Origin of the sequence: Blautia sp. Marseille-P2398 (genome assembly GCF_964240315.1) — a bacterium.
GTDB lineage: Bacteria > Bacillota > Clostridia > Lachnospirales > Lachnospiraceae > Blautia_A > Blautia_A wexlerae.
The window spans coordinates 46,997-67,116 of the sequence record NZ_CAXSTD010000018.1 but is presented as its reverse complement, the minus strand read 5'-3'; the positions used below and the strand labels follow the sequence as shown (position 1 = coordinate 67,116).

At 42.5% G+C, this 20,120-nt stretch carries 22 protein-coding genes; 2 read left to right on the top strand and 20 right to left on the bottom strand.

All coding sequences use genetic code 11. The features are described from left to right. Positions 1-84: 84 nt before the first annotated feature. Both ACESZG_RS16820 and ACESZG_RS16815 read right to left on the bottom strand, forming a co-directional pair. Entirely contained in the window at positions 85-750 is a 666-nt protein-coding gene (locus tag ACESZG_RS16820) for an HD domain-containing protein (protein ID WP_055060453.1), read from the bottom strand. Positions 751-760: 10 nt separating this feature from the next. Next, positions 761-901, bottom strand: a complete 141-nt coding sequence (locus tag ACESZG_RS16815; protein WP_161276387.1) for a hypothetical protein — start codon at positions 899-901, stop codon at positions 761-763. 172 nt (positions 902-1,073) lie between these two features. On the opposite strand from ACESZG_RS16815, the gene sigK reads away from it, so the two are divergent. Next, positions 1,074-1,703, top strand: a complete 630-nt coding sequence (gene sigK, locus ACESZG_RS16810; protein ID WP_022381225.1) for an RNA polymerase sporulation sigma factor SigK — start codon at positions 1,074-1,076, stop codon at positions 1,701-1,703. Between the two features lie 38 nt (positions 1,704-1,741). Here the strand turns inward: sigK and ACESZG_RS16805 are convergent, their stop codons facing one another. The 9 genes from ACESZG_RS16805 to mtaB all read right to left on the bottom strand — a co-directional run bounded on the left by ACESZG_RS16805 (position 1,742) and on the right by mtaB (position 8,875). Further along, positions 1,742-2,965, bottom strand: a complete 1,224-nt coding sequence (locus ACESZG_RS16805; protein WP_020994100.1) for a U32 family peptidase — start codon at positions 2,963-2,965, stop codon at positions 1,742-1,744. A 5-nt stretch (positions 2,966-2,970) separates the two neighbouring features. Then, complete coding sequence (locus ACESZG_RS16800; RefSeq protein WP_008707426.1) at positions 2,971-3,615, bottom strand: O-methyltransferase; 645 nt, start codon at positions 3,613-3,615, stop codon at positions 2,971-2,973. Then, the gene (locus ACESZG_RS16795) at positions 3,612-4,016 is read right to left on the bottom strand and encodes an endolytic transglycosylase MltG (protein ID WP_008707419.1); all 405 of its coding nucleotides are present in this window, start codon (positions 4,014-4,016) and stop codon (positions 3,612-3,614) included. The genes ACESZG_RS16800 and ACESZG_RS16795 overlap by 4 nt, the downstream gene beginning before the upstream one ends. Before the next feature lie 89 nt (positions 4,017-4,105). After that, complete coding sequence (locus tag ACESZG_RS16790) at positions 4,106-4,450, bottom strand: YlbF family regulator (protein WP_195284234.1); 345 nt, start codon at positions 4,448-4,450, stop codon at positions 4,106-4,108. Between the two features lies 1 nt (position 4,451). Continuing rightward, positions 4,452-6,200 (bottom strand): ribonuclease J, encoded by a 1,749-nt coding sequence (locus ACESZG_RS16785; protein ID WP_008707417.1) that lies wholly within the window; start codon positions 6,198-6,200, stop codon positions 4,452-4,454. Positions 6,201-6,363: 163 nt separating this feature from the next. Then, the gene (locus ACESZG_RS16780) at positions 6,364-6,621 is read right to left on the bottom strand and encodes a DUF1292 domain-containing protein (protein WP_008707416.1); all 258 of its coding nucleotides are present in this window, start codon (positions 6,619-6,621) and stop codon (positions 6,364-6,366) included. Between the two features lie 12 nt (positions 6,622-6,633). Next, positions 6,634-7,056 carry a Holliday junction resolvase RuvX gene (gene ruvX, locus ACESZG_RS16775; protein WP_025579194.1) on the bottom strand — a complete coding sequence of 141 codons (423 nt, stop codon included), beginning with the start codon at positions 7,054-7,056 and terminating at the stop codon, positions 6,634-6,636. Between the two features lies 1 nt (position 7,057). Then, entirely contained in the window at positions 7,058-7,330 is a 273-nt protein-coding gene (locus ACESZG_RS16770) for an IreB family regulatory phosphoprotein (RefSeq protein WP_020994102.1), read from the bottom strand. A 213-nt stretch (positions 7,331-7,543) separates the two neighbouring features. Continuing rightward, the gene (mtaB, locus tag ACESZG_RS16765; RefSeq protein WP_025579196.1) at positions 7,544-8,875 is read right to left on the bottom strand and encodes a tRNA (N(6)-L-threonylcarbamoyladenosine(37)-C(2))-methylthiotransferase MtaB; all 1,332 of its coding nucleotides are present in this window, start codon (positions 8,873-8,875) and stop codon (positions 7,544-7,546) included. 317 nt (positions 8,876-9,192) lie between these two features. Between mtaB and ACESZG_RS16760 the strand changes: the two genes are divergently transcribed. After that, complete coding sequence (locus ACESZG_RS16760) at positions 9,193-9,429, top strand: HPr family phosphocarrier protein (protein ID WP_022381218.1); 237 nt, start codon at positions 9,193-9,195, stop codon at positions 9,427-9,429. Positions 9,430-9,544: 115 nt separating this feature from the next. Here ACESZG_RS16760 and thiI read toward each other — a convergent pair whose 3' ends face one another. From thiI to hrcA, 9 genes are all read right to left on the bottom strand, one after another. Then, on the bottom strand, positions 9,545-10,726 hold the full coding sequence (gene thiI / locus ACESZG_RS16755) for a tRNA uracil 4-sulfurtransferase ThiI (protein WP_055052522.1): 1,182 nt from the start codon (positions 10,724-10,726) through the stop codon (positions 9,545-9,547). Positions 10,727-10,911: 185 nt separating this feature from the next. Beyond that, positions 10,912-12,066 carry a cysteine desulfurase family protein gene (locus ACESZG_RS16750; RefSeq protein ID WP_173684625.1) on the bottom strand — a complete coding sequence of 385 codons (1,155 nt, stop codon included), beginning with the start codon at positions 12,064-12,066 and terminating at the stop codon, positions 10,912-10,914. Positions 12,067-12,087: 21 nt separating this feature from the next. Continuing rightward, positions 12,088-12,834: a 16S rRNA (uracil(1498)-N(3))-methyltransferase gene (locus ACESZG_RS16745; RefSeq protein WP_178015843.1), complete on the bottom strand. Its 747-nt coding sequence runs from the start codon at positions 12,832-12,834 to the stop codon at positions 12,088-12,090. A 4-nt stretch (positions 12,835-12,838) separates the two neighbouring features. Continuing rightward, positions 12,839-13,792 carry a 50S ribosomal protein L11 methyltransferase gene (gene prmA, locus ACESZG_RS16740; protein ID WP_195284233.1) on the bottom strand — a complete coding sequence of 318 codons (954 nt, stop codon included), beginning with the start codon at positions 13,790-13,792 and terminating at the stop codon, positions 12,839-12,841. A 117-nt stretch (positions 13,793-13,909) separates the two neighbouring features. Then, positions 13,910-14,623, bottom strand: a complete 714-nt coding sequence (locus ACESZG_RS16735; protein WP_243259874.1) for a phosphatase PAP2 family protein — start codon at positions 14,621-14,623, stop codon at positions 13,910-13,912. Positions 14,624-14,754: 131 nt separating this feature from the next. Beyond that, the gene (dnaJ, locus tag ACESZG_RS16730; RefSeq protein WP_022381214.1) at positions 14,755-15,942 is read right to left on the bottom strand and encodes a molecular chaperone DnaJ; all 1,188 of its coding nucleotides are present in this window, start codon (positions 15,940-15,942) and stop codon (positions 14,755-14,757) included. A gap of 119 nt (positions 15,943-16,061) precedes the next feature. Next, the gene (gene dnaK, locus ACESZG_RS16725) at positions 16,062-17,939 is read right to left on the bottom strand and encodes a molecular chaperone DnaK (RefSeq protein ID WP_008707391.1); all 1,878 of its coding nucleotides are present in this window, start codon (positions 17,937-17,939) and stop codon (positions 16,062-16,064) included. Positions 17,940-17,999: 60 nt separating this feature from the next. Beyond that, positions 18,000-18,644 (bottom strand): nucleotide exchange factor GrpE, encoded by a 645-nt coding sequence (gene grpE, locus ACESZG_RS16720; RefSeq protein ID WP_022381213.1) that lies wholly within the window; start codon positions 18,642-18,644, stop codon positions 18,000-18,002. Positions 18,645-18,661: 17 nt separating this feature from the next. After that, positions 18,662-19,702 carry a heat-inducible transcriptional repressor HrcA gene (gene hrcA, locus ACESZG_RS16715; RefSeq protein ID WP_022381212.1) on the bottom strand — a complete coding sequence of 347 codons (1,041 nt, stop codon included), beginning with the start codon at positions 19,700-19,702 and terminating at the stop codon, positions 18,662-18,664. Positions 19,703-20,120 lie beyond the last annotated feature (418 nt).

Here is a 20,120-nt window from a genome sequence, read left to right as displayed (position 1 = left end):
ATCCGCTGCAAAAATCAACACAAAAAGAGATACCCTTTTTGCAAGCATCTCTTTCAATAAATTTCTCTATCTTTTTCATTTATTCTATAAAACCTTACGGCCATTTACTGTCAGTTTAAAAGTTGTTCCAAGTATTTCCGCAGCTTTCCTGCAAAGCATCATACGCTCAAGGAAAATCTCAAAATAATCATACATGGAACAGATTTTTTCATCAATCTGTAGGTTCAGTGCAATTACTGATCTGTCTTCCGCAATCTTCAGCTTGGCATCTGTAACTGCATAATTTACCCTGTCATGGATATCGTAAGCGGATTGTTCTTTCTGGCGCACACGGCTTCTTCTTACATCTGTTTTATCTGCAATAATAAGTGCCGCTGAAACCACATCCTCAGGGCTTCCTGTTGATTCGTCATGATTACCGATGGCTGCTATTACAGTTATCCTGTCTTCCAGAGACATATCTGTTTCTTTCAGTAAATCATTTGCAAGCAGTGCACCATATTCTGCATGATGGGTTCTGTTAATGGCATTTCCAATATCATGCATATAGCCGGCAATCTTTGCCAGCTCAATTTCATGTTCTGAATATCCCAGCCGTTTCAGTATCTTTCCTGCCTGATGTGCAACCTGCACGCAGTGTGCCTTTGAATGATCTGTAAAACCCAGCTGTCCCAGATTTGCATTACCTTTCTGCAGATATGCATTAATTTCTTTGTTATTTGCTATTTCCTTGTATTTCAAATATTTCACTCCCTTTGGCTCAAAGCCTTTTTATTGCATACGGTGCCTGAATCAGTACATTTGTATCTATTACATAGGTTTTTATCATATATCTGACTGCTCCTTTTCTCTGATCTTTCAATTCGGTCTGTGCAGCCTGTCCATCAGCATCGAAAATCATATCCTTGTTCATCACCAGCTTTATTAAGCATATCAGAGAAAAAGACACTCTGCCATCACACAATTGTACAGAACAGGTAAAATAATTGTAAAAAGGCTCAAAATTTTCTGGAAAAGCACCAACACCCTGTCCCGGACATAAACTATATAGAAATCCCCTTCGAGGTAGCGATTTGAAGGCCTTTCAAAAACCTTTGTCCATATCCCAGGAAAAATATTATCTTCAAAAATATCAGGAGGGTGATTCTCAGGCAAAGAATATCCTGATCGAGCATAATCTCCGGCTGGTAGCACATGTGGTCAAAAAATATCAGGGAACCGGTGAGGATACAGATGATCTGATCTCTATTGGAACCATCGGACTGATCAAGGCTGTCACAACCTTTAATCCCCAGAAGGCTTCCCGGTTATCCACCTATGCTGCCAGATGTATAGAAAATGAACTGCTGATGTATTTTCGTGCTAAGAAAAAGCATTCAAAAGAAGTGTCCCTATATGAACCCATAGGAACAGATAAAGAAGGAAATGAGATTAATCTGTTAGATGTGATCGAGAGTGCACCTGTAGATATTGTAGAAGACTGCTATATCCGCGAAAATACCGACTATCTTCTACGCTCTCTGAAAAAAGTCCTGTCAGATAAGGAATATCAGGTGATCTGCTGCAGATATGGGCTCTTTGGCATGGAGGAAGAAACTCAGCGGGAAATTGCCCGAAAACTGTGTATCAGCCGCTCTTATGTCTCCAGGATCGAAAAAACTGCTCTGCAAAAGCTTCGAGGCCTTTTCCCGCAAATGCAGTAAACGCAGCCAACAAATTTAACGTTGGCTGCGTTTATTAATCACTCTGCTCTTCTTAACAGATCGTAAACCTGGATTTCGGTTCCCAGGTCGATAAACAGCTTCTGCTGTGCATGAGGCGCGCTCTCCATGGAATTGCCTTCCTCATCATAAATTCCCTTCACAGTGACAGCTACATTCTGTCCGTCCGGTTTCATAATTTCAATTGTCTCACCTACAGAGAATTTATTTCTCTGAGTGATCTGCGCATAACCCCGTTCATCCACTGCCTCAGCAAATCCCAGATACGTATATTCCTTCTGATAAGTATTATTATCATAAATCTGTGTATTCTCATCCGGTTTTCCATAGAAGAATCCGGTTGTAAACTGTCTGTAGGTACAGTTGGAAATCTGTTCCTGGTACCATGGCATATTTGCCTGATATTTCTCAGGGCTCTCCATATAGTCGTCTATTGCCTTGCGGTAAGTTCTGGCAACTGTTGCGACATAGAGAGCGGTTTTCATACGGCCTTCTATCTTCAGACTGTCGATTCCGCTGTTAATGATATCGTCCATATGCTCGATCATGCAGAGATCCTTGGAATTAAAGATATAGGTTCCTCTTTCATTTTCAAATACCGGCATATATTCTCCCGGACGTTTCTCCTCAACAATGGAATATTTCCAACGGCAGGGATGGGTACAGGCTCCCTGGTTGGCATCACGTCCTGCCAGATAATTACTGAGCAGACATCTTCCGGAATAAGAAATGCACATAGCACCATGGATGAATGTTTCAATCTCCATATCCTCCGGAATATGCTCTCTGATCTCTTTAATCTCCGCAAGCGAAAGCTCTCTGGCTGTTACCACACGCTTTGCTCCCAGATTGTACCAGAAACGATATGTCTCATAGTTAGTATTGTTTGCCTGTGTACTGATATGACGTTCGATTTCCGGGCATATTTCCTTTGCATACATATAGATTCCCGGGTCTGCAATGATCAGTGCATCCGGCTTCAGTTCTTTCAATTCTGTTAGATATTCTCTCACACCCGGCAGATCATAATTATGAGCCAGAATATTTACAGTCACATAAACTTTCACTCCATGTTCATGGGCAAAAGCGATTCCTTCCTTCATATCTTCATGGGAAAAGTTCTTTGCTTTGGCACGAAGTCCAAAGGCTTCTCCACCGATATATACTGCATCTGCTCCGAAAATAACAGCAATCTTCAACACCTCAAGACTGCTAGCCGGAACCAGCAATTCTATTTTTCTCATATTGTTCACTCCTGTTTCACACTGACTGTAACTCCGTCTCCCAGGGGAATGATCGAAGTTATCAGGGATGGATTATGTTTCAGTTCATACAGATACTCACGCATTCTCTTATATATGGTTCTGTTTCTGCGCTCTACCAGATAATGGGACTCTATGATATCTCCCTCCTGAAGCACATTGTCAGAGATGAGAACACCGCCATTTTTCATAAGACGCATCACATCCGGAAGCCAGTTGATATACTGTCCCTTTGCAGCATCCATAAAAATCATGTCAAACGAATCTTCCAGTTCTTTTAATATCTGTCCTGCGTCTCCCTCAAGCAGAGTAATCTGCGCTTCCCGTCCGGCTCTCCTGAAATTCTCTTTTGCGATGGGGATTCTCTTCTCATAATTCTCGATCGTTACGATTTCAAGATCCTCAGGACCATATTCGCACATAAGAAGTGTGGAGAAGCCAATGGCTGTCCCCACCTCCAGAATACGCTTCGGCCGGTTTACAGCCAGAAACATTTTTATAAAGCTCTGCATTTCTCTCCGGATGATCGGCACCCGTTCCCTGATGGCATACTGCTCCAATTCTTCAAGAAACGGTGTATTTCCCATATCCAGTGAATTAATATAGGTACGCATCCGCTCGTCAACTATCACGAATCACTTACCCCTTCCTGTTCATCATCACCTGCCAGAATTCCCATGATACGATTAGGTGTATATGCTGTACTTAACAGATACGTTCCGGCCTGAAGCTTTCCATGATAAGTAGACAGTCTCTCCTGAACATAAAATACCGTTGCACTCTTGACCAGACCTTTTTTCTGAAGAGTTTTGGCAATCTTGTACAAGGAAGTATCTTCCTTGATCACCACTGTAACTTCCTGTCCTTCTCCGGGACTCATGGCCTGCTGATTAAAGACATCATGTCCAAACTGATAAGAAGCCTTTCCTACCCAGAAAAGTAAAACTATCACACATATATAAAGTACGATCTTAAAAAACGTTCCTGCAACAACAACACCTGCTGCACCTGCACGTTCCCTGGTATCACTCATAAGCTATTTCCTTTCTGTATGTCAGGCGGATAAAGTCATCCGCTCAGTTATCTGCTCACAGCAGGATAACTTTTTTACAGTTTATCTGCTCACATTCCCGGGACATCTATATCAATACCTTCTCCCAGTTTTATACAGATTCTCTGCATCATTTTACACAAAGCAAGCTCCGCATCCAGATACGCATTCAATTCCGGGTGTCTGCGCAGCTCTGCGGATTCTTTTCCCATCTGCTCTACAACTTCAAACAGATTATCGGAATCACATTCATTCTGGACTTTATAATTATCTGCCCTGAATGTATCCACACGTGCCTTCAGTTCGGGCTTCTTTTTCAGGATATCACTCTGCTTCTGAAATTCCAGATATTCAGGGCTCTCCTTTATAGCCTCCAGAAGCCCTTTAATACTTTCCTCTATTGTATTTGGTTCCATTTTATGCCTCCATGATAATAGGCAGGATCATAGGACTTCTCTTGGTACGTTTCCATAAAAATTCACTGAGCGCATCCTTCACAACTGTCTTGATCTTGCCCCAGTCCGTAATATTACGTTCCAGACAAGAATCCAGTGCATTCTCTACCACTTCTCTTGCACCATCCATCAGATCCTCAGATTCCCTCACATATACGAAGCCTCTGGAAACAATGTCCGGTCCTGCAAGAATCACATTGCTGTGGCGTTCCAACGTAACCACAACGATCATAATTCCATCTTCTGCAAGATGCTGACGGTCACGAAGAACGATATTTCCTACATCTCCTACACCAAGTCCGTCTACCAGGATTGCTCCTGTGTGTACAGTGCCTGTTACTTGTGCACTCTGGCTGTCAAGCTCCAGAATATTTCCGGATGCAAGGACAAAGATATTCTCTTTGGGGATTCCAAGTTCCTCAACTACATTTTTCTGTGCAGTCAGATGTCTGTATTCACCATGAACAGGGATTGCATATTTCGGTTTTACCAGAGAATAGATCAGCTTGATTTCTTCCTGGCAGGCATGTCCGGAAACATGGACATCCTGGAAAATAACCTTCGCACCCTTCATGGAAAGCTCATTGATAACCTTGGATACCGCTTTCTCATTTCCCGGAATCGGATTGGAACTGAAAATAATAGTATCATTCGGTTTGATCACTATTTTCTTATGGATGTTTGCAGCCATACGGGAAAGAGCTGCCATGGATTCACCCTGGCTTCCTGTTGTGATCAGCACTACCTGTTCATCCGGGTAATTCTTAACCTGATCGATCTCAATCAGAGTCTGATCCGGAATGCGAAGGTATCCAAGCTCTGCTGCAGTTGTGATAACATTTACCATACTGCGGCCCTCTACTGCAACCTTGCGTCCGAAACGATAAGCTGTGTTAATGATCTGCTGTACGCGGTCTACATTGGATGCAAAAGTGGCAATAATGATTCTGTTTGTCTTATATTCATTGAAAAGATTATCAAACACATGTCCCACAGAACGTTCAGACATGGTAAATCCGGTTCTCTCTGCATTAGTACTGTCACACATCAGTGCCAGTACTCCCTTTCTTCCAATCTCTGCAAAACGCTGCAGATCAATGGCATCTCCGAATACAGGAGTATAATCTACTTTAAAGTCGCCGGTATGCACTACGATGCCTGCCGGAGAATAGATCGCAAGTGCAGATGCATCCTGGATACTATGGTTTGTCTTGATAAATTCAATTGAAAAATCACCAAGATTAATGACCTGTCCATGCCTTACTTCCTTTAACTTGGTAGTATTGGTCATATTATGCTCTTTCAGCTTATTTGCAATAAGAGCAATGGTCAGCTTCGTGGAATAAACAGGGACATTTACATCTTTGAGTACATACGGCAGCGCACCGATATGGTCCTCATGTCCATGAGTGATCACAAAGCCTTTTACTTTGGAAATATTCTCTTTTAAATAGGTGACGTCCGGAATGACAAGGTCAATTCCGAGCATATCATCTTCCGGGAAAGCAAGACCGCAGTCTACCACAACAATGCTGTCTTCATATTCAAATGCTGTGATATTCATTCCAATCTGTTCCAGACCACCCAGAGGAATGATCTTTAATTTAGATGTTGGTTTCTTCGGTCTGCGGGAAGAATTCTTTATCGCAGCCTTAAATGGTACCTGTATTCCGTTCTTCTCTTTATCTGCCGGAGCCTTGCGGTCCTGCATTGGTTTTCTTCCATAAGAGTTTCTGTGCTGTGGTTTATATTTATAATTCTTCGGTCTGTTGTATGGCCTCTTCTGACCATGTCCGAACTGTCCGTCATGATTTTCACGCGCTTCATTATTAAACTGGTTGTTATTTTCGTTACTCAAGTACTACACCTCCATGCTACATTTCAAGGTCTACGTCATCTAACATTTGTTCAAATACTTTAAAAACAGCCTGCATCTCATCCTCGTCCTCGACCATTTCATAGCAGGCTTCCTGACTGTCATCCTCTGACACGTCTTTAAAAATATAGGCTGTCGCCTCATCATCCTGAGAATCAGATACCAGAAGATATGCAACTCCTCCGATCCTGGTCTGCTCCTCTACATAAAACTCCGCTTCTGTTCCGTCCTCAAGCTGAAATTTAATTTTCTCCATCTTATTAATCTCCTAACAGGACAGGGAATCCAGATATCCCTGCAAAATAAAAACAGCAGCCAGCTGATCCAGATACTGCTTGCGGTTCTCTCTGCGCACACTGGCTTCCATTAAAGTACGATTGGCTTCTACTGTTGTCAGACGCTCGTCCCACATGATCACTTCAAGACCTGTACGTGTCTCCAGCATTTCTTTAAATTCCAGTGATTTTTGGGCACGTTCTCCAATCGTATTGTTCATGTTCTTCGGATATCCAAGCACGATCTTCTCCACGTGATATTCCGAAACAAGTTCTTCAATACGGGCAAGTGTCTGGCGCAGGTGGTTCTCCTGTTTACGCCAGATCGTCTCTACACCCTGAGCGGTGATCCCCAACGGATCACTAATGGCTACACCGACTGTTTTTGATCCATAATCTAATCCCAGAATCCTCATATCAGCGTTCCCAGGATTTGTTCTTAATATACTCGTTTAAAAGTTCCTCTACCAGTTCGTCGCGCTCTACCTTCATGATCATGCTTCTTGCGCCCTTGTGACTGGTAATATAAGTAGGATCTCCGGACATAATATATCCAACGATCTGATTGACCGGATTGTATCCTTTCTCATCCATTGCTGTGTAAACGAGATCCAGAACTTCTTTTACCTGAAGTTCCTGGTCTGGTTTTGTTCTGAAATATTGGGTATTACCCAGATTGTTCTCTGCCATTTTATTCACGTCCTTACCTGATTTATTGTCGCAAAGCCTTCTTAGTAATTCTGCTTTGCTATGTATTGCAAATTTCGTATACAATACACATATTTTCTTCTATATTTTAATATAATTTCACGTATTGTGCAACCGCAAATTTATTGATGATTATTCGTTACTGTTGTTACTGTTCACACACCACTATTCCGCTGAGAATGAAGTGAACTGTAACTATTCTACTCCCAGAACCTCACCTGTTAATGTATGTTCTTCCAGGAATTCTTCAGCTTTTACAGTAATGATATCATTCACACTGTAGTTGTCCTGTTTTTTCACTGCTGTTTTAATATATTCCATACTGTGGCCGATATACCACTGCTCTCCGTTAATCTCTACTTCTTCCTCAAGAAGTACTTTCAGTTCACCGCCGAGCATGGATTTCTCATATTCTCTCGCATGCTGTTCATTTAAAGCAAGCATCTTGTCACTTCTGACCGTTTTCTGTGCTTCAGTGAGCTGTCCGGACATGGCTGCAGCCTTTGTTCCATGGCGGCGGGAATATTTGAAAATATGAGTTTCATAAAAATGAATGCTCTCTACGAAATCATAGGAATCCTGAAAATCTTCTTCTGTTTCCATCGGAAAACCAACGATCACATCTGTGGTAAGTGCAGGATTTCCCAGATATTTTCTCAGAAGCCCGCATTTCTCTGCATACTCTGCGCTTCTGTATCTGCGATTCATTCGCTCCAGTGTGGTATCACATCCGCTCTGCAGGGACAGATGGAAATGCGGACACATTTTCGGCAATGCGGTAATGCTCTGCACAAATTCTTCTGTGATGATTCCCGGTTCCAGGGAGCCCAGACGGATTCGTTCGATTCCTTCTACCTCATGTACTGCCCGGATCAGGGAAAGCAGTGTTTCTTTCTCTTCTGCCGGGAAATCTACACCATAAGAGCTTAAATGAATTCCTGTCAGAACGACTTCCTTGTATCCTTTTGCTGCAAGTGCATGAACCTCATCCATTACATGCGCGATCTTACGGCTTCTGACACGACCTCTTGCATAAGGAATGATACAGTAAGTACAGAATTGATTACAGCCGTCCTGAACTTTGATATATGCGCGTACATGCTCTGCTGTATGATCAATTGCCAGTTCTTCATATTCTTTTGTCTGGTTGATCTTGAGCACATGTTTCTGTTTGGTGTGCTGTTGCTCATATTCCTCGAGTACCTGGACAATATTTCCCTTCTGATTGTTTCCAAGGATCAGGTCTACAGCCTCATCTTTATCCAGTTTCCCTTCATCTGTCTGTACATAACATCCGGCTGCGATCACGATAGCATCCGGGTTCATTTTCTTTGCTTTGTGCAGCATCTGTCTGGATTTACGGTCTGCAATGTTGGTTACTGTACAGGTATTAATTAAATATACATCAGCCCCCGGTTCAAAAGGTACGATCTCGTAGCCCGCTTCTTCCAGAAGCTGCTGCATGGCTTCTACTTCATAGGCGTTTACTTTACATCCTAAGTTGTGAAGTGCAACTTTTTTTCCCATTCTTTCCTCCTAATTGATTTTTCTGTTTTTATAATTCTATACCTGCATACTCATTTTCTGTAGTCTGGACTTTGTATACATGCTGACATTTCGAAAACTTATATGCTTACAGAATAGATTTTGTTTTCGCTTTAGTTATTGTTCATTTTCTACAAAACAGTCTGATATTTTAGCACTGTTCTACATTTTCACTAAATCTTTCTGGAAATTTTATCCGTTTTCACCTTGACTTTTATGGTCTCTGCCGTTAAGATGAAAACTGTAAGCTGACAGACAATCAGGTCAGCAAATAACTATTATTAAGGGAGGTTCTCATAATGAAAACAGTTAAAATTTCACTGAACTCTATCGATAAAGTGAAAGCGTTCGTTAATGAAATCAGCAAATTCGACTGCGATTTCGATTTAGTATCCGGAAGATATGTAATCGACGCAAAATCTATCATGGGTATTTTCAGCCTTGATTTATCCAAACCAATCGATTTAAACGTCCACGCTGATGGCGCTGCTCTTGATACCGTTATGGCAATCGTAGGCAAATACGTTACAGAATAATTTTTTCGCAGTCATTGAGGAACTGTTTACCAGTTCCTCTTTTTTTGTATACCAGAGTTTCAAGTTCAAACATAAGGAAGTAGCGTCAGCAGATTCCGAATGTTTGTAATCGATATTAATCAATCTCAATAATCTCAACAGTCTCCAGCGCTGTCTTCATGAGTTCGTCAATTTTTTCTTCCAGTTTTGTTTCAGAACGGTGGATCACGTTCAGGTTTGGTTTGGTAACCGGATGTTTTGCCACGAAAATAGTACAACAGTCTTCGAATGGCTGAATGGATGTTTCATAGGTTCCGATTTCCCAGGATCTTTCTACGATTTCCTGTTTGTCGAATCCGATAACCGGACGGTATACAGGGAGTGTGCAGACTTCGTTTGTTGCTGCAAGGCTCTGCAGGGTCTGGCTGGCAACCTGACCGATGCTTTCTCCAGTGATCAGACCGAGACATCTGCTTTCTTTTGCGAAATGCTCTGCAATACGCATCATGTAACGACGCATAATGATAGTCAGCTCATCGTGCGGACACTGATCGTAAATATAGAGCTGGATATCTGTGAAGTTCACTACATGAAGGCGGATTGGTCCACTGTATTTTGCTACCTGTTTTGCCAGATCTACAACTTTCTGTTTTGCTCTCTCGCTGGTGTATGGCGGAGCATGGAAATATACAGCGTCAATTTTAACGCCACGTTTTGCGATCATGTATCCTGCTACCGGGCTGTCGATGCCGCCTGAAAGAAGAAGCATGGCTTTTCCGTTTGTGCCGATTGGCATTCCGCCTGCGCCTTTGATGGTCTGGGAATATACATAGATCTTGTCTCGGATTTCTACGGAAAGAGTCAGGTCCGGTTCATGTACATCTACGCTTGCATCCGGAAACTCATCCAGGATACGACCGCCGAGTTCTGCACTAACTTCCATGGATGTGATCGGATAAGATTTCTTTGCTCTTCTTGTATATACTTTGAAACTTCCGTCGTAGTTCGGATGGCAGTTCTTCATGTAGGAAACTACGTCCTTTGCCATCTGCTCGAATCCCTGATCTTCGTAGATCACTACAGGGCAGATTCCAACAATACCGAATACATGCTGCAAGGCTTCTACAGTTTCATCATAGTCATACTGCTCCGGGCAGAATACATAGATTCTTCCCTGTTCTTTCTTTACTTCAAACTCACCTTCTACTTTGGAAAGGGCGATGTTCATCTGCTTTACAAGGGCATCTTCGAAGATGTATCTGTTCTTGCCCTTGATGGCGATTTCTGCGTATTTTATTAAAAATGCGTGGAATATCATTTGTTTCTCCTTCTCTTATTTTGCTTATAATAAATTGTTTTATATAATATTAGAATTAATATTTTTCTGGATTTAATATCTGTAATTTTCAAATAGAATTCATATAAATGCTATTAACAACCTTTTCAAATATTCCTGAGCTTATCTCAGGTTCCATTCCAAATATCACTTATAACTATTATTTGTTATCTGCGCGCATAGCGTTTCAGCATTGGAAGTACTTCGTTCAGAACTTCCAGGCAGTAATCAACTTCTTCGAAAGTATTCTCCTCTGAAAAGCTGATACGTACGGTATTCTCAATCTGTGCGTTACTCATTCCCATTGCTGAAAGTGTTGCACTTGGTTTTCTCTTGTGACTGGAGCATGCGCTTCCTGCTGATACATAAATATTTCTATCCTCTAATGTGTGAAGCAGTACCTCGCTTCTGATTCCCAGAAAGCTGACGCTTAAAATATGAGGTGCACCCTCTCTGACAGGCATTCCATTGATCACTACATCATTCATCTTAGAAAGTCCCTCTGCCATACGTTCTTTTAACTGATAGAGATGTTCTGCTTTCTCATCAAAGTTCTGGTACATCATCTTCGCTGCAACGCCAAGTCCTGCGATTCCCGGTACATTGTCTGTTCCGGAACGCATGCCATTCTGCTGGCCGCCGCCGAGAATGAGAGGCTGTACTTTTGCCTTGCTGTTGATGTACAGGAATCCAACTCCTTTTGGTCCATGGATCTTATGTGAGCTGACAGACAGAAGATGGATATTCCATTTCTTCGGATAAATACGATATTTACCGAATGCCTGGATCGCATCTACATGATACAGCGCCTTCGGACACTTCTCCTGGATCATTGCACCGATTTTCTCTACAGGCATAACCGCACCGGTCTCATTATTTACCATCATTGTAGATACGAGAATGGTATCCGGCCTTAATGCTTTCTCCAATGCGTCAAGTTTTACTACTCCATGCCCGTCTACAGGAAGAATGGTCACTTCAAATCCCTGTTCCTGCAGAAAAGCTACCGGCTGGCTGACTGCAGCATGCTCTACTGCAGTTGTGATAATGTGATTACCGCTTCGTTTGTTGGCAAGCACACCACCGATCAGAGCCAGGTTGTTTGACTCTGTTCCGCCGGAGGTGAACAGGATTTCTTTTTCTGTTACTTTCAGTATCTGTGCCAAAGTTCTGGCAGATTCTTTGACATACCCTTCTGCGTCTACACCTTTCTGATGCATGGCAGATGGGTTTCCGAAATCTTCCATCATTGTTTTTACCACGATGTCCTTTACTTCTTCAAAGCAGCGGGTCGTGGCTGAATTATCAAAATATGCTTCCATTTTTGTTCTCTCTTGTTTCTATTATTCATTTTCCAACTGGAACATCAGAACTGAAAGAATCGCAAGTCCTGCTGTCTCAGTTCTGAGGATTCGTCTTCCAAGTGTAATCGCATGGGCACCTGCTTCCAGTGCCTTTACTACCTCTTCTTCCTCGAATCCACCCTCCGGTCCGATAAAGATACCGACAGACTGTCCAGGCTTAATCTCGCTGAGGATTTCTCTGGTTTCTTTCATTCCTTTGGCAAGTTCGTACGGGATCAGTTTTACATCTAACTGTTTCGCAAATTCCAGTGCCTGTTTGTAGGTCATTACTTCATGGATCTCCGGGATCAGCATTCGCTTGGACTGCTTTGCTGCACTCTCTGCGATCTGCTGCCAGCGAACCACCTTCTTTGCTGCCTTCTTAACATCCAGTTTCACCACACATCGCTTTGTCTCTACCGGGATTATAGAAAAAGCTCCCAACTCTACTGCTTTCTGGATGATCAGTTCCATCTTGTCTGCTTTCGGCAGTCCCTGGAAAAGATAAATTTTATTTGGCAGCTCATATTCCGGCTCCTGTGCATAGAGGATATGCAGCAGAACCTCATCCTCTCCCAGTTCTTCAATCTGGCAGTGGTATTCTTTATCTCCTCCGTCACTGATCCACACATCCTCCCCACATTTCATGCGGAGAACGTTTTTAATATGATTTACATCCGTCCCATTGATGTGGATACGGTGTGCCTCTTCCTCAATCTGATAAGGCTCCACAAAAAAACGCTGCATAGGATCAGTCCTTTCTTGCTGTTACGGAAACCCACTCGCCCTGATGTGTCACTTCTACGACCGTCAGGCCTGCTGCTTTTACTGCCTCCACTACAACTTCTTCTTTCACATCAAGAATACCGGAAGTAATGTAGTAAGCGCCTTTTTTCATCTGGTTTACAATTACCGGTGTCAGAGGGATCAGAACATCTGCAAGGATATTTGCTGTTACGATATCATATTTTTCATATCCTGCCTGATCCTGAATCGCTTTATCGTCAATGATGTTTCCGATCACCATATCAAAAGTTTCATCCACGATCTGGTTTGCTTCTTTATTCTCTGCAACTGCAGGAACTGCACATGGATCAAGGTCTGTTCCCAGTACATGTTTCGCACCAAGTTTCAGGGCAACGATACCAAGGATACCGCTTCCGGTTCCTACATCAAGCATCTCTGTATCCGGTGTTACATATTTCTTTAACTGGAGAATCACAAGCTGAGTAGTCTCATGCATACCTGTACCGAAGGCTGTACCCGGATCAATGTGGAGGATCATCTTGTCTTTATCCTCTGCTTTTACTTCTTCCCATGACGGTACGATAAGGATATCATCTACATAGAACTGGTGGAAATACTGTTTCCAGTTATTAATCCAGTCCTTGTCCTCTGTCTGAGATTCTTCAATGGTAGCTTCCCCGATGTCCATAAAATTCTTCAGGTCATCTAATGCTTCACGAACATCTTTCAGGATTGCTTCTTTGTCTGCATCTTCTTCCAGATAAAAATTCAGATAGGCAATGCCGTCATCTGCTGGTCCTTCCGGCATAATATCTACAAACATCTGAGCCTTGTCTTCCTCAGTCAGAGGCTGTTTGTCCTGAATTTCCACGCCTTCAATGCCGACTTCTGCAAGTGTGCTGATAACGATATCTTCTGCTTCTGTTTTCGTTTTTACTGTAAAACGGTTCCACTTCATGTAATTGTCTCCATTTCTTTATGTTATATAATTAACTATTATCATCCAAAAATATGTCTGACCCATTCTCTGTTACTCTGCAGCTATTCCCATAATGCAGCATCTCACCACATCCAGTCAATTCTTATTTGCCCACCGACTGCATGCTTCACTTATTTTTTCAAAAAAATGTCTGAATATCTCGTGGCGGTTTCCTTTGCTGTAAAATCTCCACGCCAATTCTACCAGTGCAACTCCGGCAATGGCATCCACCAGATAATGCTGTTTAAGCACCTGGGTAGAAATAATGATCAGTATTGCAAAAATCAGTGAAAAATGCTGATACCATTTTGGAATATTCTCTGATTTACTGACTCCGCGCCAGCTCAGCCAGCTTACATAACAATGGATTGACGGAAATAAGTTAGACGGACTGTTTCCACCATCCATGAGATAAACAAACTTAAGCATCTGCTGGGACCATGTAGTTCCTGCAATCTCAGGTCTGACATTGGTAGTTGGCAAAACCAGAAAAATAATAAAACATGTAATATGAACAGTCAGATCAGTTGCCACAAACCGATAAAATCCATCTTTTCCTCTCTGTGCAGCCAGAATATAATTCACTGCCCAAAAAGGAAATGCCAGAATATAAATCCAGATAAACTGTGGTATTAACGGCACTGCCCTGTCCAGTGACATGGTAAAATCAAAATGATATCTGTCTGCTGTCAGTACTCCGCTTCCCCAGTAAATAAGACAGTTTAATACAAAAATGCTTATCAGCGGCAAAATTACCCATACAGGGAGATACTTCTCCCGAAAAGCTGCGATCTTCTCTGTTTTTGTCAAATATCTCTCCATTTCTCAGGAAACTTTTATTCCTGTCTGTTCATCTGATTTTTACCGTTACTCTTCAATATACACGACTATACAAAAAAAGAAAAGAGGGTAAACCTCTTTTCTTTAATTTTCTTTTATAATTAATCCTCAAAAGTCTCTTTTAATTTATCCATGAAACTCTTTTTCTTCTTTTCCGGTTTTTCAAAATCATCAGAATCTTTTGATTTCGGACGGTTACCACACGCCTCATCGAATTTGCGCAGTGCTTCTTTTGCTTCTTCGTTGAGGTTTGTAGGAACCTGCACAACGAAAGTCACATAATGATCGCCACGTACATTCTTATTTCTCAGAGACGGTACACCTTTTCCCTTCAGACGGATCCTTGTGTCTGTCTGAGTTCCGGGTTTCACTTCATATTCAACCTCTCCATCCACTGTGTTGATACGTACAGTACCGCCCAGTGCTGCCTGCGCGTATGTAAGAGGCGCAGTAGAGAAGATATTCATATCCTGTCTCTGGAAGATCGGATGACGTGCAACATTTACTTCTACAAGCAGATCGCCTCTCGGGCCTCCGTTTGTACCCGGTTCACCCTTCTCACGGATGCGGATGCTCTGACCATTGTCAATACCTGCAGGTACAGATACCTGAATCTTCTTTCTTGAAGATGTATATCCGGTTCCGCGGCAGGAAGTACATTTATCCTTGATGATCTTACCTGATCCATGACAATCCGGACAAGTCTGTACATTACGCACCATTCCAAACATGGACTGCTGTGTATAAACAACCTGACCTTCTCCATGACATTTCGGACAGGTTACCGGTGAAGTACCCGGCTTCGCACCTGTTCCATGACAGGTAGTACACTCGTCTTTCAGTACGATCTCCAGTTCCTTCTCACAGCCAAAGACAGCTTCTTCAAAAGTAATATTTACGCGTGCGCGGAGATTAGCTCCCTTCATCGGACCATTATTGGCACGTCTGCTTCTGCTGCCGCCGCCAAATAAATCGCCGAAAATATCGCCGAAGATATCACCCATATCAGCACCGTTAAAATCAAAACCTCCGAAGCCGCCGCCGGCACCTCCGCCACCGTTTTCAAAAGCCGCATGGCCAAACTGGTCATACTGTTTTCTCTTCTCCGGATCGCTTAAGATGGTGTAAGCCTCTGTTGCCTCTTTAAATTTCGCCTCAGCCTCTTTATCTCCTGGATTTACATCCGGGTGATACTTCTTGGCCAGCTTACGATATGCTTTTTTAAGTGTTGCGTCATCGGCGCTTTTGTCCACGCCTAAGACTTCATAATAATCTCTCTTATCAGCCATGATTTTAATCCTATACCCGTTTTATTTATAACACAACTATTCAGTGAGAGAGACTCTCCCACTGAACAGTTATTATTGATATTTCCGTTGCAAATCTCTGCTTTTACAGAAATGTCACATTATACTTCTTTGTAATCAGCATCTACAACATCATCGTTGTTTCCTGCATCTGTGCTGCCTGCTGCACCGCCGCCCATATTCATGTCCGGTCCTGCCTGGCCGCCTGCCTGCTGTGTCTGCTCATACATTTTAGCGAAAAGCTTCTGAGCACTTTCCATCATCTTCTCCTGAGCAGCTTTGATATCTGCTACCTGAGAATCTGTCATCTCTTCTGCATTTGCAGTCTGAGACAGTAAATCTTTCAGTGCGTTCAGGTCTGCTTCTACAGCAGCTTTATCATTAGCATCGATCTTGTCTCCGGCTTCTTTCAGTGCATTCTCAACCTGGAATACCATGGAATCAGCATTGTTTCTTGTATCGATTGCTTCTTTACGTTTCTTATCCTGTGCTTCAAACTCAGCAGCTTCTTTTACTGCCTTGTCGATATCGGAATCAGACATGTTAGAACCAGCTGTGATTGTGATGTGCTGTTCTTTACCTGTTCCAAGATCCTTAGCAGATACATTTACGATACCGTTTGCATCGATATCAAATGTAACTTCAATCTGCGGAACACCACGACGTGCTGGCGGGATTCCGTCCAGACGGAACTGGCCAAGGGATTTGTTGTCTTTTGCAAACTGACGCTCACCCTGTACAACGTTGATATCTACTGCTGTCTGGTTGTCTGCTGCTGTTGAGAAAATCTGGCTCTTTCTTGTAGGAATTGTAGTATTTCTCTCAATCAGTCTTGTTGCGATACCACCCATTGTCTCGATGGACAGTGACAGTGGAGTAACATCCAGAAGAAGGATATCACCTGCGCCTGCATCACCTGCAAGTTTACCACCCTGGATAGAAGCACCAAGTGCTACACACTCATCCGGGTTCAGGTTCTTGCTTGGCTCTTTGCCTGTTAACTGTCTTACTTTATCCTGAACAGCCGGGATACGGGAAGATCCACCAACCAGAAGTACCTGACCAAGTTCAGATGCTGTGATACCTGCATCTGAAAGTGCACGACGTACCGGTTCTGCTGTCATTTCTACTAAGTCATGTGTTAATTCATCGAATTTAGCTCTTGTAAGGTTCATATCGAAGTGTTTCGGGCCTTCTGCTGTAGCTGTGATGAATGGCAGATTGATGTTTGTAGTTGTTGCGGAAGAAAGCTCTTTCTTTGCTTTCTCTGCAGCTTCTTTTAATCTCTGAAGTGCCATCTTATCATTGCTTAAGTCTACGCCTTCTGCTTTCTTAAACTCTGCAAGCATGTAATCTGTAACTTTCTGGTCGAAGTCATCACCACCAAGACGGTTGTTACCTGCTGTGGAAAGTACTTCGATAACGCCGTCACCGATTTCGATCACAGATACATCGAATGTACCGCCACCTAAATCGTATACCATGATCTTCTGTTCTTTTTCATTGTCAAGACCATATGCAAGAGCTGCTGCAGTTGGCTCGTTGATGATACGTTTTACATCAAGACCTGCGATTTTACCGGCATCTTTTGTTGCCTGACGCTGAGCATCATTGAAATATGCAGGAACTGTGATAACTGCTTCTGTAACTTTCTCACCAAGGTATCCTTCTGCATCTTTTTTCAGTTTCTGAAGAATCATAGCGGAAATTTCCTGTGGAGAATATTTCTTGTCGTCGATTGTTACACGATAGTCAGTACCCATCTCTCTTTTAATGGAAGAGATTGTTCTCTCTGCGTTTGTTACTGCCTGACGTTTTGCAGGTTCACCTACAAGACGTTCTCCTGTTTTTGTGAAAGCGACAACTGATGGTGTTGTTCTTGCGCCTTCTGTATTAGCGATAACTGTTGGCTGTCCGCCTTCCATTACGGCTACACAGCTGTTTGTTGTACCTAAGTCAATACCAATGATTTTTCCCATAATCTTGTTCCTCCTGTTTATTTTCAACTAGATTTGATATATTCTATATTTTCATGTAAATTAGTTGGCTACTTTTACCATACTGTGGCGGACTACGAAATCCTTGTAGGTGTAACCCTTCTGGAATTCTTCTACCACAATATTCTCACCAGCTTCTTCATCCTCCACATGCATTACTGCATTGTGGAAGTTCGGATCAAATTCCTTACCCACTGCTTCAATCGGTTTCACGCCCAGCTCATCTAATGTGGTGATCAGCTGTTTATAGATCATCTTCATGCCATCTGCAAAAGAATCTCCTTCAGGTGCCTGTGCAAGACCTCTCTCGAAGTTATCCACAACCGGAAGCATTTTCTCAACTATGTCCTTGGCTCCGATGATATACATGCTGGATTTCTCTTTCTCCGTTCTCTTACGGAAGTTATCGAATTCAGCCATGTTTCGTTTCAGCCTGTCTGTAAGTTCTTCAATCTGCTGTTCAAATTTATCTTTTTCTTTTTTCTTCTTGCCGAAGAAAGAAGTTTTTGATTTGCTGTCTTTCTTGTCATCCTGGGAAGCTTCCTCGTCTCCGTCCTCTACCGGGATTTCCTCTGTTTCTGCTTCGCCGTTCTCTACAACTTCAGGTTCATTCTCAACAGTTTCTTCTGTTACCGGAGTATCTGTTGTCTCTTCTTCCTGAGCTGTGTTCTTTGTTTCTTCTGACACTCTCTATTACCGCCTTTCTAACTCTCTTTCTTAATCAGTTCGTCCAGCTGGACTTTCAAAGCCTTCAGGCTGTCAACTACGTTTGCATAATCCATACGCTTGGGACCGATGATACCGATGGTACCATGCATTCCTTTTCCAAGTTCGTAAGTGGCTGTGACTACACTGCAGTCTTTCATGGTCTGCACCGGCATTTCATCACCAATGTACACCTGAATTCCTGTGTTCTCTGTATCAGACATTCTCTCTTTCACCAGGTCTACCAGATCCTGCTTCTCTTCAAATGCTGAAATCAGCTCGCTCGCTTTGCTTGTGTCTGCAAGCTCCGGATACTTGAAAATGTTGGTTGCTCCTGAAGTATATATCTGCATATCGTCTTCGTCTACCTGGATGGTGTCTGCCACTGCATCAAGGACTGTGCCAACCACAGAGCCATGTACACCTGCCTGTTCTTTCAGGCGGGCAATCATTCCCAGGTTGATATCCTGAATGGGCACCCCATTTAAGTTGGTGTTAAGAAGAAGATTTAATTTCAGGATTGTCTGATCGTCCATCTCCTCATCCAGATTGATGATCTGGTTTCGGATGACATTGTTATCACTCACTACTACTGCCACAAGCTGAAGGGGTGTCACACGGGAAAGCTGGATGAATTTAATCTTGCTTCCGCTGTACTGTGGAACAGAGATCATTGTTGCATAGTTGGTATTGGAGGCCAGTACCTTTGCTACCTGCTTCAGCATTTTGTCCATTTTATCGGTTTTCTCGATCATGAGATCTTTGATTTCCTGAACCTCTGATTCCTTTTCTCTCATCAGCTCGTCTACGTAGAGGCGATAACCTTTATCAGAAGGAATTCTTCCGGCTGAGGTGTGGGGCTGTACGATATATCCCATATCTGTCAGGTCTGACATCTCATTCCGGATGGTGGCAGAGCTTACATTTAAATCTGCAAACTTGGAAATGGTCCGGGAACCCACCGGTTCGCCTGTTTCCATGTAGGTTTTGATGATGGCTTTTAGTATTTTCTTTTTACGATCATCTAATTCCTGATCCATGAAGTTCCACTCCTTTACTGCCTTTGTTTTTGGTTTGTTAGCACTCATGTTTTAGGAGTGCTAACACCTTATGCTCATAAGATAGCACTCTTGATTTGGTTTGTCAATATTATTTTGTGAATTTTTTGTTATTTCATAACAATATTATTTATTTGATTTGATGAAAAGAATGCTGTGAGAAATTGACTGTAACATCATTTTTTATCTCATATTACTTGTAACCTGTTCTGGAATTGACCATAAAAATATTTTTCCTGTTTCAGGTCATTCTTTTCCTGCCCTGGCCTTGACTGTAATTTTTCTTTTCCTATTTCAGGTCATTCTTTTCTTCTCATAGGCTTGACTGCAATTGTTATTTTCTTGTTTCAGGTCATTCTTTTCTTCTTATAGCCTTGACCGTAATTATCATTTTCTTGTT

What these genes read in the sequence shown, in the direction of transcription:
- ACESZG_RS16815 (WP_161276387.1), bottom strand. Translation starts at nt 901, where the DNA reads ATGATTTTCGATGCTGATGGACAGGCTGCACAGACCGAATTGAAAGAT.
- ACESZG_RS16805 (WP_020994100.1), bottom strand. Translation starts at nt 2,965, where the DNA reads ATGAGAAAAATAGAATTGCTGGTTCCGGCTAGCAGTCTTGAGGTGTTG.
- ACESZG_RS16795 (WP_008707419.1), bottom strand. Translation starts at nt 4,016, where the DNA reads ATGAGTGATACCAGGGAACGTGCAGGTGCAGCAGGTGTTGTTGTTGCA.
- ACESZG_RS16790 (WP_195284234.1), bottom strand. Translation starts at nt 4,450, where the DNA reads ATGGAACCAAATACAATAGAGGAAAGTATTAAAGGGCTTCTGGAGGCT.
- ACESZG_RS16785 (WP_008707417.1), bottom strand. Translation starts at nt 6,200, where the DNA reads ATGCAGGACCGCAAGGCTCCGGCAGATAAAGAGAAGAACGGAATACAG.
- ACESZG_RS16780 (WP_008707416.1), bottom strand. Translation starts at nt 6,621, where the DNA reads ATGGAGAAAATTAAATTTCAGCTTGAGGACGGAACAGAAGCGGAGTTT.
- ruvX (WP_025579194.1), bottom strand. Translation starts at nt 7,056, where the DNA reads ATGAGGATTCTGGGATTAGATTATGGATCAAAAACAGTCGGTGTAGCC.
- ACESZG_RS16770 (WP_020994102.1), bottom strand. Translation starts at nt 7,330, where the DNA reads ATGGCAGAGAACAATCTGGGTAATACCCAATATTTCAGAACAAAACCA.
- mtaB (WP_025579196.1), bottom strand. Translation starts at nt 8,875, where the DNA reads ATGGGAAAAAAAGTTGCACTTCACAACTTAGGATGTAAAGTAAACGCC.
- ACESZG_RS16760 (WP_022381218.1), top strand. Translation starts at nt 9,193, where the DNA reads ATGAAAACAGTTAAAATTTCACTGAACTCTATCGATAAAGTGAAAGCG.
- thiI (WP_055052522.1), bottom strand. Translation starts at nt 10,726, where the DNA reads ATGATATTCCACGCATTTTTAATAAAATACGCAGAAATCGCCATCAAG.
- ACESZG_RS16750 (WP_173684625.1), bottom strand. Translation starts at nt 12,066, where the DNA reads ATGGAAGCATATTTTGATAATTCAGCCACGACCCGCTGCTTTGAAGAA.
- ACESZG_RS16745 (WP_178015843.1), bottom strand. Translation starts at nt 12,834, where the DNA reads ATGCAGCGTTTTTTTGTGGAGCCTTATCAGATTGAGGAAGAGGCACAC.
- prmA (WP_195284233.1), bottom strand. Translation starts at nt 13,792, where the DNA reads ATGAAGTGGAACCGTTTTACAGTAAAAACGAAAACAGAAGCAGAAGAT.
- dnaJ (WP_022381214.1), bottom strand. Translation starts at nt 15,942, where the DNA reads ATGGCTGATAAGAGAGATTATTATGAAGTCTTAGGCGTGGACAAAAGC.
- dnaK (WP_008707391.1), bottom strand. Translation starts at nt 17,939, where the DNA reads ATGGGAAAAATCATTGGTATTGACTTAGGTACAACAAACAGCTGTGTA.
- hrcA (WP_022381212.1), bottom strand. Translation starts at nt 19,702, where the DNA reads ATGGATCAGGAATTAGATGATCGTAAAAAGAAAATACTAAAAGCCATC.